A 16,097-nucleotide genomic window follows, 5' to 3' on the forward strand; every position below is an offset into this window, starting at 1 on the left:
ACCAAGACGGACGGCACCCACGCCACCGTCAAACTCGATGCCAACTTCAAGGTCACCGCAACCGAAACCGGCGGCCCGGGCGGCGGCAAGGGCGGCCACGGGAACCACGGAAACGAGACCGACCTCACCGGCGACACCGCCACCAAGGTCAAGGACGCCGTCCTCGCCGCCAACTCCGGCGCCACGGTAGAGAACATGACCACCGAAGACGACGGCAGCGCCGCCTACGAAGCCCACATCACCAAGACGGACGGCACCCACGCCACCGTCAAACTCGATGCCAACTTCAAGGTCACCGCAACCGAAACCGGCGGCCCCGGAGGCGGTCAGGCCGGTCACTAACTCCCAACCCAACTACCCACGTGGGCGGACACAGCAACAAGCTGTATCCGCCCACGGCTTGCCGTAACGGGTTCCTCCGTCACATAAACGAGCTGCCAGAGGTGTGGCGGAGGAAGAATCGCCGTCGCGTAGTCCCCGTCGAGTTCCACAGGAACATCGACGAGTCTCGCCTGCCCATCCGGATCTGCGTACCGAATGCGCGGCACCGTACCCCGGGTCCTCCGGATGCGCAGGCGCCCCCCGCCCGGTGATTGCGGCACTGCGCGCGGCTCATCCCATTCCGTGTCTGTTTGGCCCAGCAGGTTGATCATGTGGATGGCGAATCCACCGGGCACGCTGGTGACGCGACGCCAGACGGCCCCTGGCTCAGGACGGTCTGTTACCGCCGCGGCTTGGTAGGAAATGTCCAGATCGTCGTTGTACGTCCCCGCGTAGGATCCCGTGACATCGCAGATCGCGGGATCCATGGTCAGTTCGTCGTGTTCCACGAGGAAGTCGTACCAACGGGCCAGGAACGCCGCTGTTTCCTGGTTGATGGGGTGGTTGCGGACATAGTAGGGGTCAACCAACACCCGGTCCCCTTCACCGGCCAGGAGCTGCGTTGCCCCGTGGGAAAACAGCGTGGCCATGGTCAGCGCAGTTGCCCTGTCGGCTGCCTGCTGGTCGGCAGTGTCGTACACGTGCTGGTATGCAGCGATCACCACCGGCTGGTCTCGGCGCGCCGCCTTTGCCCGGCTGACGACGTCGGCCAGGGAACCCAAAGTGGTGTGCGGCGGCCAGACTTCTATGTAGACGGCGTCCTGGGGAGTCGGAGCCGTGCGCCATGTGGGAAAGTCATTGACATTGTTGAAGACCAAGTGGCTGGTGGGTAGCGCGTTCCGGACGCCCTCGATCAGCTGGACGAATGAATCTGCGACGTCCACCAGGGCACCATCCGGAGTGGCTGCGCGTTTCGGATATCCGTATTGGTCCAGGTGGAAGCCATCGAATCCGAGGGATGATGTGGCGTCGGCCAGCTCCTTGGTGAAATGGGCGAGCCATGGCTGGGCCGCCGGGTCCAGAAGGAAGAGGAAGTCTCCCAGTGCGTAGGGTTCGCCGCTTGGCGTGAGCATGGCGTGTTGCTGCCAGTTGTGCCATTCGCCGGGACCGGCCGCATACACGGCGGCATAGCCGAGTGCCCGGGATCCCGCCGCCTGGATGGTCCTCACAAGTTCCTTGACCTTGGCCAGGGAAATGGTCTGGCCAAGGGCATCTACATACTCCGAGCCGCCGCCCATCAGGTCCGCGTGCCGGTAGGCCCAATCGTAGAACTGGACGCCGTTCAGGTGCAGCCTGCGGACGAGTTCGGCAACGGGCTGCACGTCCTTGTCCGGCCCGTAGCTGGCCACAAACCCGTATCTCAAGCGTGCCCTCGGGTCCGCGGCGACCTCGACGGCGGTCCGGGCCGTCGCGCCGTCGGCCTCAAGTTCCACGCTATAGCCACCCGGGACGAGAGGGCCCAGGCTAAGAATTCCGGAACCGCATCCTTCGTGCGTCTGGATCCGCTCGCCGAGGTGCCAAACCGTCAGGGCGGCAGTGACGCCGTCGGGAATCCAGAGTTCGACGGCGGCCGGTTCCGTGGGCGAGTAGCTCGCCTTAGTGGGGAGAATGTCGAGGGGTTGAGCAATGTGGGTGTCCTTGGGTGTTGTGACGCTTGGCGCCTATTTGACGGCGCCGGTGGTGATTCCGGCGATGAGGTGCTTTTGTCCCGCGACGTAGACGGCGATCACCGGGATGACAGCGAGGGTGGAAGCCGCGAACACGAGGCCCCACGCGGTCGAGTGCTCGCCCTGGAAAGCCGCGATGCCGAGGGGAAGCGTGCGCTTTGTGGCGTCGCTGATGACAGTCAGGGCCCATACATATTCATCCCACGCTCCGAGGAAGGAAAAGACAGCGGCGGTGGCCAGTGCCGGACGGGCAAGGGGAATGTACAGGACCAGGAATTTGCGGAGGATCCCCGCACCATCAACCGTCATGGCTTCGTCCAATTCCCGGGGGACTCTTTCGAAAAAGGCCCGCAAAAGAAAGGTGGTGAAGGCAATCTGCCCGGCCGTGTAGAAAAACACCAGGCCTTCCAAGGAGTCGAGCATATTCAGGCTTTTCGCGAGGACGAACTGCGGGACGATCACCACAATGCCCGGGATCATCAATCCCGCGAGCAGCAGGGAGAACATGAAGTTCTTGAGTGGGAAGTCGAAACGAGCGAAGGCGAAGGCCGTCATTGACGAAATGACCACTGACGCAACGGTGGTAAGCACTGAAACGTAGGCTGAGTTTCCAAAGAATCCAGCGAAATTGTTCTCCGTCCAGGCTTCCTCGTAATTTGCCGAGGTGAGGGTCTGCGGCAGGAAATGTGGAGGATTCGGAAGTATGGCGGTGTTTGGCTCCAGCGAAGCGGACACCATGATCATGAACGGCGCCACCATCAACACGGCCCCGCACACGACGATCGCGACGCGGACCAGCAGCCAGACGTTGAACGGCCGCTTGGAGCGTTCGTTCCGGGTGGCTTTGTCCGCCTCGGGCAAGCTCTTGGGCTTGAAGGATGTAGCTGTCATCGCAGAGCCTCCTTCTTCTCACCAAGGAATTTGAACTGGGCGAACGACACTATGAAGATGAAAATGGCGAGGATAAAGGCCATGGCCGAGCCGTAGCCGAAGTCCAAGAAAGAAAATGCCTGCTTGTACATGTAAGTCAGCGGAACCTCCGTGCTTCCTGCCGGTCCGCCGTTGGTCATGAGAAGGACCGAGGGGAAGACATTGAATGCCCCGATCACTTGCAAGACGAGCACAAACAGCAATGTTCCTCGAATTCCGGGCAGGGTAACGTGGACGAACTTATGCCAGGCATTCGCACCGTCCAGTGCAGCCGCCTCATACAACTCCTCCCCCACGCCGCCCAACGACGCAAGGAGCACTACCAAGCACCATCCGAGGTTCTTCCAGATCCCCAGGAGGGAAATAGCGATCAGTCCCGTCCAGCGCTGTTCGAGCCACGGCACTGCATGATCGGAAAGGGACAGGAAGTCCGTGATGAACCAGTTGACCGCACCGTCGTCGGTCGTGAAAAGGAATTTGAACAATAGGGAGACCACCACCCAGCTGGTAACCACCGGGATGTAGAACAGGATTCGGAAGAGTGTGCGGCCCGGCATCTTCTTCTGAAGCAAAACTGCGAATAGCAGGCCCAGTGCAACGGTGGCTGGGACAGACATCAACAAGTACACGCCGGCGTTGGTCACGCTGGTCCAAAACTGGGGATCGGCCAGGGCACGAGTGTAGTTGTCCAGTCCAATGAAGGTACTGGCCTGGGTAGGCAGCACTGACCAGTTATAGAACGAGATCTGCAGGGAACGCACTAACGGATAACCAGTAGTGAGGAAGAACAGAATCAGCCCAGGAGCCGCGAACGCCCACGGCACCCACCAGTGCGAGGGCCTGCGGCTCGCCCCTCCGCGGCCCGGCTTGCGAGGCCGGGCAGCGGAGGCGGTCGAAACTTCTTGTCCCGAAAGACGTTGTGCCGTCATGTGTCAGCCCTGTGCCAAGAGCGGATCGATCTGCGCCACGGCGGCGTCCATTGCCTCCTGGACGGACAGCTTGCCCTGAAGTGCAAGCTGTGCCTGCTTGGTGAAGATGTCATCCACCTTTGCCCATTGCGGCGTGGCGGGCCGGGGCTTGGCGGTCTTGAGCTGCTCAAGGAAGGCGGCATAGTAGGGCTGGATGGCGGCCATCGCTTCGGCCATGTCCTTCTCAGCAGAGAGTTGACCCACCTGCCCCATCGCGTTCTGGGCATCCGGAGAAAGCATGTAGCGGATGAACTCTGCGGCGAGCTCCTTGTTCTTGGATTGCTGTGTCATAACGATGTCTTCGCCACCCACCACGCTTACACTGCCGCCGTCGCCGCTGAACATCGGCGACGTCTTGGGCTGGAAATTCGGGTAGGACGTAGCCATGCCAGGGAAGGTCCACGGACCGTCGACGATCGCCGGGTACATGCCCTTCGGCAAGCCGTCGCCTGTTGGCGTTCCACCACTGCCACCGAGAATTACTCCGGGAATGGCCTTCTTGTTGTAGAGGTCCACGATCATCTGCAGGGCAGCGACGGCTTTGGGCCCGTTGAGGTAGCCCGCGGACTTCTTCACGTCGGGGTCAGTCATGTCGCCGCCGTTGGACCAGATATAGGGCAGCATCTGCCATCCTCCGGAGCCGCCTTCGGCGAGGATGTACTTGCCTCCCACTTTGTCCGCGGCAGCTTTGAGTTCGTCCAGCGTTTTCGGAACGGAAGCGACGCCGTTGGCCTTGAGCGCCTGGTCGTTGTATATGACCACCTTGGTGTTGGTGTCGAGCGGAAGACCCCAAGATTTGCCGTTGTACTTGTTCGTGGCCAGCGGACCAGGGAACATTTTGTTGGCCCATGATTGGAAGTCCGGCATGGCATCGCTTAATGGAGCCAGCACGCCAATCTTGGCCAGTTCAGGGACAGTGACAATATCCGCGCGGATGACATCCGGCAGGCTCTGGCCAGCAGCTGCCGTGACGAGTTTCTGGTGCATGTCCTTGTCGGAGATCTGCACGGACTTTACTTTGACTCCGGGGTGGAGCTTCTCGAAGTTCGGGATGATGGTCTTCTCCAAGGCCTTAATTTCACCGCCGCCAGCGCTGTAAGCGTGCCAGAAGGTGATTTCCCCGGACACCGCGACCCCCGAAGACAGGGTTGCCACCGCCGCGGGCTGGGCGCCACCGCCGCCGGTGTCACAAGCCGTGAGGCCGGCGGCCGCCAAAAGGGCTATGGAGGAGAGCGTGAAGAGTTTTTTCATCATGGCTGGACCTTTCGCATTTCGGGCAGCGAGTACCCGCAGGGTTTGTGATGACGGTTTGGGGAGAGGTTGGGGGTAGGTTGGGACAGCGGATCACGCGCTGCGGCGGAAGACTTTGAGTTCCCAAGGGCGAAGGCGCAGCGACTTCTCCACGGGATAGTTGGCCAGTACCTGTTCTGCGGTAGCCCAGGAATCATCGCCGATGTCGGCCATGCGCCCGGTGGATGAGAAATTGCCGATAATCAGCATCTCGGCGCCGGGCAGCGAGCGGGCAAAAGCGTATACGTGTTCGTCCTCGGGCAAGAGCATGGCGAAATCTCCGTGGGAAACCACGGGATCGCGATGGCGCAAGGCGATGACTTCGCGGTAGAAGTTGAAAACAGAGTCAGGATCCTCCACCTGGGCGGCAGCGTTGATGGAACGAGCGTTCGGGTTGACTGCGATCCAGGGGGCTCCGGTGGTGAAACCTGCGTTCCGGCTCCCGTCCCACTGAACGGGAGTCCGTGCGTTGTCCCGGTTCAGGGGCGCCAGGGCCGCAAGTACTTCGGCATCGGTATGGCCCAGATGCGTGGTGGCCTCGCGATGGTGGTTGAGGACTTCGATGTCCCGGTAGTCGCTGATCGCGCCGAAGGACATATTCGTCATGCCCAGCTCCTCCCCCTGATACACGTAGGGAGTGCCCCGGTGCAGGTGCAGGATGCCCGCCAGCATCTTGGCCGACACCTCCCGGTACTCGCCGTCGTTCCCGAAGCGGGACACGGCCCGGGCCTGATCGTGGTTTCCCCAGTACAGGCTGTTCCATCCGCGGGCCGCCAGCCCTTCCTGCCAGCGGGCCAGGGACTTCTTCAGTTCGGTGAGCAGCAACTTCTTTGGCCGCCATTTGTTTCCGTCTTCCTGATCGAGGGCGACGTGCTCGAATTGGAACACCATGTCCACTTCTTGCCTTGCGGGATCAGTGAAAATAGCGGCGTCCTCTACCGTGACTCCAGGCATCTCACCGACGGTCAGCAACTGCCGGTCCCGCCCAGCGAACACCTTTTGGTGCATTTCCTGCAGGAATTCGTGAATCCTGGGACCGCAGATGAAGTGGGCACCGCCGTCGCCGTAGAGCTTGTCGTCGGACTTGGGCCCGTCAGGTAGCTGCTGATCCTTCGAAATGAAGTTGATGACATCCATCCGGAAACCGTCCACGCCCCGGTCCAGCCACCAATTCATCATGCTGAAGATGGCCCCGCGTACTTCCGGGTTTTCCCAGTTGAGGTCAGGTTGCTTCCTCGAGAACAGGTGAAGGTAATACTGGCCCGTTGTCTGGTCGTATTCCCATGCCGGCCCGGAGAAAGCGGAACCCCAATTGTTCGGTTCGGCCCCCGCGGAACCCGGCTCCGCGCCGTCCCTCGGAGAACGCCACCAGTACCAATCCCGCTTCGGGTTCTCCAAGCTGGAGCGGGATTCCACAAACCATGGGTGTTCATCGGAGGTGTGGTTGACGACCAAATCCATAACGAGCTTCATGTCGCGGGCGTGCAGGCCTGCGATCAGTTCGTCGAGAGTTTCCAGGTCTCCAAAGATCGGGTCGATGTCCTGGTAGTCACTGATGTCGTATCCATTGTCGTCCTGTGGCGAGCGGTACACCGGCGACAACCACAGAACGTCCACGCCCAGCTTTTTAAGGTAATCGAGCCGGCCGATAATGCCGCGAAGGTCTCCTACGCCGTCGCCGTTGGAGTCGGCGAAGCTGCGAGGATATATCTGGTACACCACTGCGCTCCTGAACCAGTCTTGGTCCGTGCTCATGGGAGGGCCGGCGTGGGTTTCTTGAATCGTCATTGATGAGTTCCCTTGCTGGGCGACTATGCCGTATGTGAAGTACTGAAAGTTTTGCGGTAGAAGTCTCAACTGTCAATAGCTCATGTAAATGTGATGCAAGCCATCAATCTGCTCGCGATTCTCCCGAGCAAACTTTTGATACAAAAATCAGAAATCCTGCGATAGTCTTGCACAAGCCCATCGATGAGGAGGCGATATGGACTCGCAGCCAACCCCCGCCCACCCCACGTGGCTGGGTGCGCCAAGCTCCGCCCGGGACGTCTTGTACCAACTGCTCGTAGACGGGCCGCTCTCCAGAAGTGCGCTGGCCGAAAAGCTGGGGCTGTCTGCCGGAAGCCTCACGCGAGTTACCAAACCCTTGCTGACCGCGGGCGAAATCATTGAGACGGAATCACGGCATGTCGGCCCCACCGGACGCCCCACTCAACCGCTGGAAATCGTTGCGGGCCGTCACTACTTCGTCGGTGTGAAGCTCACGGGAACGCGCGCGTCCGCTGCGCTGGTCAACCTGCGCACCGAGGTGATCGCCACCGCGGAAGCCCCGATCGGCTCGCTGCAGCCCGAAGCCGTAGCCGATCTCGTGGCGGACCTGGTCCGTAAAGTTGAGCAATCAGCTCCCCAACCAATTGCCGCAGTTGGAGTGTGCCTCGGCGGCCAGGTCACGGACGGCGGGAACATCAGCTGGGCACCATTCCTTAAGTGGGAAAACGTTCCCTTCGGTGGCCTCCTGAAACAGCGGCTGGGTTTGCCCGTCAGCATCATCAACGACCTCAACGCCCTGACCTTGATGGAACATTGGCTGGGCTCCGGCCGTGGCATTGCGAACCTTGTGGTTCTCACAATAGGCGCAGGCGTCGGCTACGGTCTGGTCATTAACCACCAGATGATCACCGATGCCAACTCCGGTTTGGGCACCGCCGGCCATATTCCCCTGGATCCGTTTGGGCCGCCTTGCGATCTGGGCCACCGAGGTTGCGCCAATGTCATGTTGAGCCAGCCCAGCCTCGAGTCAAGGGCTTTGGCCTCCATGGGTAGGCCTGTGCCATACGCGGAACTGCTCGAACTCTCGGCCCAAGGAGGGGTTGCCAAAACACTCGTCGACGAAGCTGGATTCGCTTTGGGCCGCCTGCTCACCATCGCTTCAGCCCTGGTCATGCCTGAATTGATCATCCTCAGCGGGGAAGGCGTCGGCCTCGCAGCGGCAGCCAAGGAAGCCATTGACGCCGGACGGAGGCACGATCGCGAAGTCCACGCTCGCGAGGTACCCATTGCTGTCATCGACGTTGACGACACTCACTGGGCCCGTGGCGCAGCGATCGGTGCTATGCAGCAACCTGCGCCCAGCTAGGTCATGCGCCGTCCTGCGGACTGAACATCACGGCGTTCCACTCGCGGATCTCGCCGGGTACGGCCAGCCCTTCCAGGACGAAGGGATCCCCCGCGATGAACTGCTCCGCCCTTTCCCTGCTCGTGAAGATTCCCATCGAACCGTTCACGGCCGGGTTGTTGAACGTCCCGATGCCGATCAGGCCACCCTCAGCGGCGAAGCCCTGCAAATATTCAACGTGCCGGGGATAGACGGCTTGAAGACCGGGGAGAGCCGAAGGGTCCGAGCTGTAGAAGACCACGAATTGCATTGTTTGCCTTAATTGTCGGGTTCGGTGCGGTCGGGGGCGGCGCCGTCGAGTTCGGACAGGGTCTGGACTAGCCGCGGGAGCACGTGGTTTTGCCATCCCGCGCTCATGATGCGGTGCGATGCGACGTGGGTTGGTTCATTGGGATCGAACCCGTCGTGGACAAGCGATAGCCGGGTGCCCGTGCCTTCCGGGGAGATTGACCACGTCACGGTGCTGTTGAGGGTATTGCCGGAGTTCGCGTCCCTCCACGAAATGCGCAGGCGCCTTCCGGCGTCGAGGTCAAGGACTTCGCTGGCCACCAGGCCGCTGAATCCGACCGCCGGAACGGGAATTCCGCGCATCTGATATTGATGCCCGACCACTGCTTGGAAGTCGTTTTCCATCAACCAGCGGGCTATGAGCTCCGGTTTTGTCAGTGCCTGCCAAACCCTGGCCGGCGGATGTGGCAGGAACTCTTGGACCTCGATGGTTGTAGGTCGTTCGTTCACTAGCGGTCCTCCATATCGTTCAGTGTCGTCCCAAATTCCGAGGGAGCCATCGGCGGCGAGATCAAATAGCCCTGGGCTGTGTCGCAGCCGAGATCCTGCAAGATATCCAGTTGCTCCTGGCGTTCCACTCCTTCGGCCGTGACCCTGACCCCCATGGCGTTGAGGGTTTGGATCAGCCCTTGGACAATAGTCGCAGTGTGCGGCTCAATATCGATGTTTCTGATGAACGCCTTGTCGATTTTTAGCGTGGTCAGCGGCAGGACCCGGAGCATCGCCAGGGACGAATAGGCGCTTCCATAGTCGTCCAGGGCAACGCCAACGCCCATGTCGATCAGTTCCTGCAACTGCGATGCCGCGGACGGGACGTCCACTATCGCTTTTCCTTCGGTGATCTCAATTTCCAGCATCCGGGCAGGAACGCCGTGGCGGCTCAGGGCGGCTCGTATGTCGGATGGAAGGGTTCCGGCGGCGAACTGGACCGGGGAGACGTTCACTGCGATCTTCCGGGGCGTCCCGGCGTCGATCCAGGATCGGGACTGGGCGCAAGCTCGGTCCAGGACCCATGCCCCGATCCTATGGATCTCGCCCGTGTGTTCGGCCACGGGGATGAATTCGTCCGGGCCCACCGGACCGATTTCCCGATCGTCCCAGCGCAGGAGCGCTTCGACGCCGGCACCCTCTCCCGTCGCAAGGTCCAGGACAGGTTGATACCGGAGATCCAGTGCCGAGTCGTCAACGGCCGAAGACAGCCGACGCCGGATGTGCGCCTGCCGCGCGAACGGTGCCGGTTCCTGGCGAGGGCCGATGCGTCCGATGCGGCCCTTGCCTTCCTGCTTTGCCAGCAGCATCGCCCCGTCCGCATGCCGGAGCAAAACTTCGGTACTAACGAGGGTGTCTTCTTCGAGGATGTCGACCCCCATTGCCAAGCCGATGGTCGCACCGACGCGCAGCTCGCAGCCGTCATGTTCGAACGGCTCCTCCAGGTTGTCCAGGATTCCGGCAGCAATCCCGCAAGCGGTGTCTTCATCGACGTCGGTGAGAAGGACAGCGAACTCGTCACCACCCAAGCGGGCCAAGGAGCCGAGGGGTCCAACACTGCGTGCCAAGCGCCGGGCGAACTCCGTGAGGACGGCGTCCCCGGCACGATGGCCATAGGTGTCGTTGACCGTTTTGAAATCGTCAAGGTCGATGAACAGGATTCCGACGCCGGGCAGCCCGGCGCTTATGTCGGGGCAATGCTCTTCGAGCATCCGCCGGTTGGGCAGCCCGGTCAACGGGTCGTGCAGTGAAGCGTGGCGGAATTGCGCGGAAACCGCGGCAAAGATATCCGATACAGTAACGAGCCGCGGGCCCCCGGCGCCCAAGACCAACAGGTCCTGATAACGCTGGTACTCAGGCCTTTCAAGAACGGCTTGTGCCGCAGACTGGAGGTCCAGATCGGCAGCCATGGCCGAGTCCGTGGCCGGCAGTAGCTCCGAAGCCGTCCTTCTCGTGTTCAATGCCCGTCCGTAGCCGAGCCTGCCAGTCAGCATGAACTCCAGCTGGTCCCGGGTCAGCAGCGCGAACGAGCTGTCCTGCTCGATCACGACGGCCCTGAGGGTGCGGTCGCTCCGGAACATGGCATCAATTTCCGCCACCACAACGGCACCGGGCACAACGATGGCCTTCACGCCCAAGTCCCCTAAACAGGACGGAAGTGGACGCAAGAGGGAAGGCACACGGTTACCGCCATCAGAACACACGTTCTTCTTCTTACCACCTGGACATGAATCCCTCGATCCACCCTTGTTTAACGACACTCGCCGATATATCGTTAACTATCGCAGAACAAACTGCAGCCCTCAGGGCAACTCTCACAGACACTGAAAGGACGATGCCGCTATGAAAGGCATTCATGACGACAAGCACACAGATTGCGGTCCGGATATGGAACGCTTTGGACGCGGCCGGAGCCGTCGCGGACCCCACGGACACGGCGGATTCGGACCAGGCCGCGGGTTTGGACCAGGCCGCGGTTTCGGGCCGGGCTTCGGACCGGGCTTTGGCCCCGGCGGCCCCCGCCGGGCCAACAGGGGCGATGTTCGCTTCGCGATCCTCTCCTTGCTGGCCGAATCACCATCCAACGGATACGGACTCATCAAGACGATTGCCGAGAAGACCTCCGGATCATGGCGCCCCAGCCCGGGCTCCGTCTATCCCACGCTGCAGCAACTCGTTGACGAAGAGCTCATCGCACCCGTCGGCGAAGGCCGTCGCACCGAGTTCACACTCACTGATGCAGGGAAGGCATACGTAGCCGAGCATGCCGAGGAACTGGAAAATGCGTGGAATATCGATTCGGAAGGATCAGGACCCGCGTTTCACCAGAGCGTGGCGAAGCTCATGGGGGTCATCCACCAGTTCCGCTTTGCCGCAACTGACGAACAGCGCACCGCCGCAATGGAGAAGATCGACGAAGCACGGCGAGCGCTGTACCACATCCTCGCCGACTAGTACCTCTTGGTCGGCCGAGATGGCAGATCACGGCAGTGTCTGGACTGCGGACTGCCGTCAAATGCCATCTCGACGGCCGGTGGCTGCCGATGTAATGCTGTGCCGTGTCCAGTACCAGACCTGCGGTCCAGCAGTCATGCACCCGGAGAAGTATCCGATGCTGATGCAGCTCGGACTGCCTCCTGCGGCCCACCGTTGGAAGATTGCCGTGTAGCGGGCCTCGTTTCCTTCCATGCGGATTTGAAGGTTGTGAAAAACATGGACACTTCGAGTGTGGACAGGCGGCGCCAGAATCCGGTAGAGGCTCGCGAGGTCTGCCTGTGCATGAGCCGGAAGGGCACCGTTGAGCGAGATTGGGGTCCTCCTGAAGAGCTCCAAAAATGCGTCCTCGTCTCCTCCATCGAGTGCGGCGCAGAATGACGCGAGGCAGTTTTCGACGTCGTGTCGAACCGTTGCTTCGTGATGTCCGCCCAACTCCATGTCGTAAATTCGGCCGCGAGCCGGAGGCACAAAGATGCCGACGTCTGTTGGCGCGGGGCTTGGCTGAGCAACGTTGAGGACCGGGAGCGCGGACAGCCCGCTTACGGTCGTGTGCATCTTCCCTCCTCTGAGTCAGTGCTAGAAAGAATGTGTGCGCGGCAGTTAGCCGCCCGTTGGCGTTGCCGGACGTTCGTCAGAGAGTCGCGGCTGTCGGATCCCATTCTTCGGGAAGAGGTGGTGACGGCGTGACGGAACTGCGAACGTCGATGAACGTGCCCGTTTCCGTGGATTCGCTGATCGAGACCAACGTGTCCAACACATGGAATCCCAGCTCGCCGGTAGCGCGGTGGGCGACGCCGGCCCGAATGGATCGGGCCATTTCAAGCACGCCCGTGCCGCGCCCGTGGGTGGCGCCCTTGGCCGGAATAGCGGTCCAGCCGTCGTCGCCGGCGCGGCTAATGCGGATGTCACCGTCAAAATTGTTCGGGTCCGGAAGGGCGAGCGTTGCCTCTGTTCCTGTAATTTCCAGGAAACCGCCACGTGAGCGAGGGGATTCAAAACTGAAGATGCTCTGTGCGGAGCCTCCCTTTTCGAACTCGACGATGGCACCGACGTGGGTGGGAACTTCCACTGGGAATTCTTGACCGGTCAGGGGCCCGGAACCGATGACACGGATGGGCTTGGCCGTCGAGCCGGTTGCGGCTACCCGCTTGACTGCACCGAAAGTCTGGACCAGCGCGGTCAGGTAGTACGGTCCCATATCAAACAACGGGCCGGCCCCTGTCTGGAATAGAAATGCCGGACTGGGGTGCCAGGACTCCGGTCCGGAGGTCTGGAACAGGGCCAGGGCGGTCAGCGGGACTCCGATGTCGCCGCGTTCAATGATCCTTCTTGCGGTCTGAAGTCCGGCGCCGAGAAATGTGTCCGGGGCGCACCCCAGCCGCACGCCAGCGGCGCTCGCCGCCTTCAGCAGGCCAAGACCGGATTCGCGGTCGAGCGAGAACGGCTTCTCGGTCCAGACATGCTTTCCGGCCCGGACGGCGGCCGCGGCGACCTCCACGTGGGCCGCCGGGATGGTGAGGTTGACGACGATTTCGACGTCGGGGTGGTTCAGTGCCGCATCAACACCGCCACACCCGGGGATGCCGTATTCCTTGGCCCGCGCTTCCGCGACCTCTTCGAAGAGGTCCGCCACGACGTGGACCTTCAGGTCAGGGAAGGCCGCCAAGTTTTTCAGGTATTGCTTACTGATGCTTCCGGCGCCGATGACGGCGACGCCCACTGGCCAAGCCGTCATGCCTTCACCGGGCCGTTTTGCAGAAACGACAGACTCCTGCCGACACCCTCGAAGATGTCTCCTTCGTATTCGTCAAATTCGATCACGCCCAGTTCCAGGGATTGCGCAGCGTTGATAACATCCCAGACCGGAATGCTGCCCTGGCCTGCCGGCTGTTGGCCGGATGTGTCCGTACTGATCGGTCCGTCCTTGATATGGATGAATTTCACCCGGTCACCCAGCCGCTTAATCAGTTCGGCGGGGTTCTGGCCGCCGACGGCTGCCCAGTACGCGTCGACCTCCAGGACGACGCCGGGCGCCAGCTGTTCAGCGAAGTACTCTAACGCCGTGCGGCCCTTGACCTCGGACTGAAGTTCCCAGGCGTGGTTGTGGTAGCCGATCCTGATGCCATAGGCGGAAGCCCTGAGGGCAGCGCCGTTAAGAGCATTGGCCGTGTCCAGAATGTCGCGTTCACTCTGCCACCGCTCGGCGGGGACAAAAGGTTCGATGACGGTTCCGATGCCGAGTCTTTGGGCGGCGTGGAAGATCGTGTCCTGATCAGCGGAGAGGACCGGCGCGTGGCCGGAGGGCGCGCTGAGCCCGTTGGTGGCCATCGAGGCTCCGAGGGCGTCCGCGGTTGCGACAAAGTCGTACGGCTCCACTTGGCTGAAGCCTAGATCGGCGAGGCGTTGGAGTGTTCCTCGCAGGTCCTTTTGCATTTCCCTGCGCACAGTGTAGAGCTGGATGGAGTATGACATGGGTCTCCTGAGCGAGATTTGGAAGGCGGCCGGTGCGGAGGGTTACGGGGACACGCGTACCGGTAGGACCAGGCCATGGTCATAGGCAAAAAGCGGAACGCCAGTGTCTCCGGGAACGTCCGGTCGCGAAGTCCTAACGGCCTCCATGGACGCAGGGATTTCGAAGGGGAGCCGCCCCCGGGCCGGGATGATGCCACTGATGGCGTCAAGGAATGCCTTGTCGGAGACCCCGAAGGTGCCGGTCAGCGCGTCTGCGATATCGACGAGGGGGGTCAGGATGGCGGGACGGTCCAAGGCGACATCGATGATCAGGGGCACCTTCTGAGCCAGGGTGCGAAGGCGGTGGATGAGTCCCGGAGGGAATTCAAGGGACCCGGCGTGGAACCAGGCTTCGAGGAAAAGATCATCGCGATGATCCCATGGAGCGTGGAGACGGATAATGGCCACATCGGCTGATTCGGGATCAGTGACGGGGATGGCAAATCCATCCAGGCTGGCAGGGTTCATTCCTTCCAGGTAAATGTTCAGTCCCGGGGGCATCGGGAGAGACTGGCCGTTCCCGTTGGACTGGTTGGTCAGGATTGTCACCGACCTTGCCTGGGCGTCGTGTCCTTCCTGCTGGAACCGCGGGTTGCCGACTATTTCGGCGGCGGCTTCTTCGTCCACGTACGGGTTGTCGAAGAGTCCGAGTTGGAACTTCACCAGCAACAGCCTTCGGACCGACTCGTCAACCCGTTTTTCGCTGACGAGCCCTTCCCGGACAAGGTCAACGAGGAGGTCGGTACATTCCTCGCCGCCGAACTGGTCGACGCCGGCGTTGAGGATTTTGAGCATTCGTTCCGGGGCAGTGAGGTCCTCAACGCCCCAGGCGCGCGCGGGCAGTACCTGATCCCCGACGATGTTGTCATTGACGAGCTCCCAGTCGCTGAGGACAACGCCGTCGTATCCGAGCTTTTCCCGGAGGAGTCCGGTGATGATTTGCTTGTTGTATCCGAAGCCCACTTCTTCGACGGGTTCGCCGTCGATTTCGAGGCCTACAGGCATGCCGTAGTAGGGCATGATCGCGCTGGTGTTGTGGGCGATCGCGGTTTTGAACGGCTCCAGGTGTTCCTCGAAACGGCCGCCGGTGTATGTCTGTTCGCGGCCGTAGGGGAAGTGCGCGTCCTCGCCGTCTTTCTGCGGTCCTCCGCCAGGGAAGTGTTTGGTGGTACACGCCACGGAGTCTGCGGAGAGTTTTCCGCCCTGGAGACCGTCGAGGTAGGCCGTCGCGAACTCGGAAGTCCGCTGCCAGTCCTGTCCAAAGGTTCCGGCCTGCCGCGCCCATCGTGGTTCCGTGGAGAGGTCGACGGTCGGGTGCAGCGCGGCCCTAATGCCGACGGCGGTGTATTCCTTCCGGGCTATCTCGGCGAAACGGCGGATCAACGCCGGGTCCCCCGTGGCGGCCAGTCCGATTGGTTCGGGCCATTGCGAGAAATGGTTTGCCTTGAAGGACACGCCTGAGTTTTCGATGAAGGCGTGGCGGGGGTCGGTGGAGATGGTGACCGGAATACCGTGGGGGTTTCCTTCCGCAAGCTTTTGGATAGCGTTGCTCCAGCGAGCGGCTTCCCTCGGAGTTCCGAGGGCATGAACATTGAAGTGGTTCATTTTCTTAGCGAGAACAACGACGCTCGTTGCTGATTTGCTGATGTTGCCTGGCCGCTCAAGGAGGGCGCCCCCGGGCCCGGTTTCGATCACGGTATGGAACATGAGGCCGGCCTTCTCTTCGAGGCTGAGCCTTGGGATCAGGTCTGCCACGCGCTCTTCAGGGCTGAGGTGCGGGTTTTCAAAGGGGTCCATGACCCCGTTTCCGTTTAGGTCCCGGAACCCTGTTCCGTCTGGGTTTGTGAGGGTCTGTAGGCCGGTGGTGGGATTCATAAGTGTGTGGGCTTTCTGTTGAATTTT

15 protein-coding genes are annotated in these 16,097 nt (G+C 61.5%); 3 read left to right on the top strand and 12 right to left on the bottom strand.

Features of this window, described 5'->3' with window-relative positions; genetic code table 11:
• The coding region (locus OOZ51_RS12855; RefSeq protein ID WP_265980025.1) for a hypothetical protein at window positions 1-342 on the top strand (342 nt) is incomplete at its 5' end.
• On the opposite strand, the gene OOZ51_RS12860 is transcribed toward OOZ51_RS12855, so the two are convergent.
• From OOZ51_RS12860 to OOZ51_RS12880, 5 genes are all read right to left on the bottom strand, one after another.
• Window positions 339-1,814, bottom strand: coding sequence for a glycoside hydrolase family 66 protein (locus OOZ51_RS12860; RefSeq protein WP_265980028.1), 1,476 nt, complete (start codon window positions 1,812-1,814; stop codon window positions 339-341). The two genes, OOZ51_RS12855 and OOZ51_RS12860, sit on opposite strands and share 4 nt — an antisense overlap.
• A gap of 228 nt (window positions 1,815-2,042) precedes the next feature.
• The gene (locus OOZ51_RS12865) at window positions 2,043-2,939 is read right to left on the bottom strand and encodes a carbohydrate ABC transporter permease (RefSeq protein WP_265980030.1); all 897 of its coding nucleotides are present in this window, start codon (window positions 2,937-2,939) and stop codon (window positions 2,043-2,045) included.
• The gene (locus OOZ51_RS12870; RefSeq protein ID WP_265980032.1) at window positions 2,936-3,907 is read right to left on the bottom strand and encodes a carbohydrate ABC transporter permease; all 972 of its coding nucleotides are present in this window, start codon (window positions 3,905-3,907) and stop codon (window positions 2,936-2,938) included. The genes OOZ51_RS12865 and OOZ51_RS12870 overlap by 4 nt, the downstream gene beginning before the upstream one ends.
• 3 nt (window positions 3,908-3,910) lie before the next feature.
• Window positions 3,911-5,200, bottom strand: a complete 1,290-nt coding sequence (locus OOZ51_RS12875; protein ID WP_265980034.1) for an extracellular solute-binding protein — start codon at window positions 5,198-5,200, stop codon at window positions 3,911-3,913.
• 90 nt (window positions 5,201-5,290) lie between these two features.
• Entirely contained in the window at window positions 5,291-7,024 is a 1,734-nt protein-coding gene (locus OOZ51_RS12880; protein ID WP_265980036.1) for a glycoside hydrolase family 13 protein, read from the bottom strand.
• A 196-nt stretch (window positions 7,025-7,220) separates the two neighbouring features.
• On the opposite strand from OOZ51_RS12880, the gene OOZ51_RS12885 reads away from it, so the two are divergent.
• Window positions 7,221-8,372: an ROK family transcriptional regulator gene (locus tag OOZ51_RS12885; RefSeq protein ID WP_265980038.1), complete on the top strand. Its 1,152-nt coding sequence runs from the start codon at window positions 7,221-7,223 to the stop codon at window positions 8,370-8,372.
• 1 nt (window position 8,373) lies between these two features.
• On the opposite strand, the gene OOZ51_RS12890 is transcribed toward OOZ51_RS12885, so the two are convergent.
• From OOZ51_RS12890 to OOZ51_RS12900, 3 genes are read right to left on the bottom strand one after another with little or no spacing between them, the layout of a single operon-like run.
• Window positions 8,374-8,661, bottom strand: coding sequence for a YciI family protein (locus tag OOZ51_RS12890; protein WP_265980039.1), 288 nt, complete (start codon window positions 8,659-8,661; stop codon window positions 8,374-8,376).
• Between the two features lie 8 nt (window positions 8,662-8,669).
• Window positions 8,670-9,149 (bottom strand): SRPBCC family protein, encoded by a 480-nt coding sequence (locus OOZ51_RS12895; RefSeq protein ID WP_265980040.1) that lies wholly within the window; start codon window positions 9,147-9,149, stop codon window positions 8,670-8,672.
• Entirely contained in the window at window positions 9,149-10,819 is a 1,671-nt protein-coding gene (locus tag OOZ51_RS12900; RefSeq protein WP_265980041.1) for a putative bifunctional diguanylate cyclase/phosphodiesterase, read from the bottom strand. The genes OOZ51_RS12895 and OOZ51_RS12900 overlap by 1 nt, the downstream gene beginning before the upstream one ends.
• Before the next feature lie 211 nt (window positions 10,820-11,030).
• On the opposite strand from OOZ51_RS12900, the gene OOZ51_RS12905 reads away from it, so the two are divergent.
• Window positions 11,031-11,642, top strand: coding sequence for a PadR family transcriptional regulator (locus OOZ51_RS12905; protein ID WP_265980042.1), 612 nt, complete (start codon window positions 11,031-11,033; stop codon window positions 11,640-11,642).
• 57 nt (window positions 11,643-11,699) lie between these two features.
• Here OOZ51_RS12905 and OOZ51_RS12910 read toward each other — a convergent pair whose 3' ends face one another.
• The 4 genes from OOZ51_RS12910 to OOZ51_RS12925 form a co-directional block, all read right to left on the bottom strand.
• Complete coding sequence (locus OOZ51_RS12910) at window positions 11,700-12,239, bottom strand: nuclear transport factor 2 family protein (RefSeq protein ID WP_265980044.1); 540 nt, start codon at window positions 12,237-12,239, stop codon at window positions 11,700-11,702.
• 76 nt (window positions 12,240-12,315) lie between these two features.
• Window positions 12,316-13,419 (bottom strand): Gfo/Idh/MocA family protein, encoded by a 1,104-nt coding sequence (locus tag OOZ51_RS12915; RefSeq protein WP_265980045.1) that lies wholly within the window; start codon window positions 13,417-13,419, stop codon window positions 12,316-12,318.
• Window positions 13,416-14,156 carry a sugar phosphate isomerase/epimerase family protein gene (locus OOZ51_RS12920; RefSeq protein WP_265980047.1) on the bottom strand — a complete coding sequence of 247 codons (741 nt, stop codon included), beginning with the start codon at window positions 14,154-14,156 and terminating at the stop codon, window positions 13,416-13,418. The genes OOZ51_RS12915 and OOZ51_RS12920 overlap by 4 nt, the downstream gene beginning before the upstream one ends.
• Before the next feature lie 42 nt (window positions 14,157-14,198).
• Window positions 14,199-16,070 (bottom strand): glycoside hydrolase family 3 protein, encoded by a 1,872-nt coding sequence (locus OOZ51_RS12925; RefSeq protein WP_265980048.1) that lies wholly within the window; start codon window positions 16,068-16,070, stop codon window positions 14,199-14,201.
• Between the last annotated feature and the right edge of the window lie 27 nt (window positions 16,071-16,097).

The sequence above is a fragment of the Arthrobacter rhizophilus genome (genome assembly GCF_026241105.1).
GTDB lineage: Bacteria > Actinomycetota > Actinomycetes > Actinomycetales > Micrococcaceae > Arthrobacter.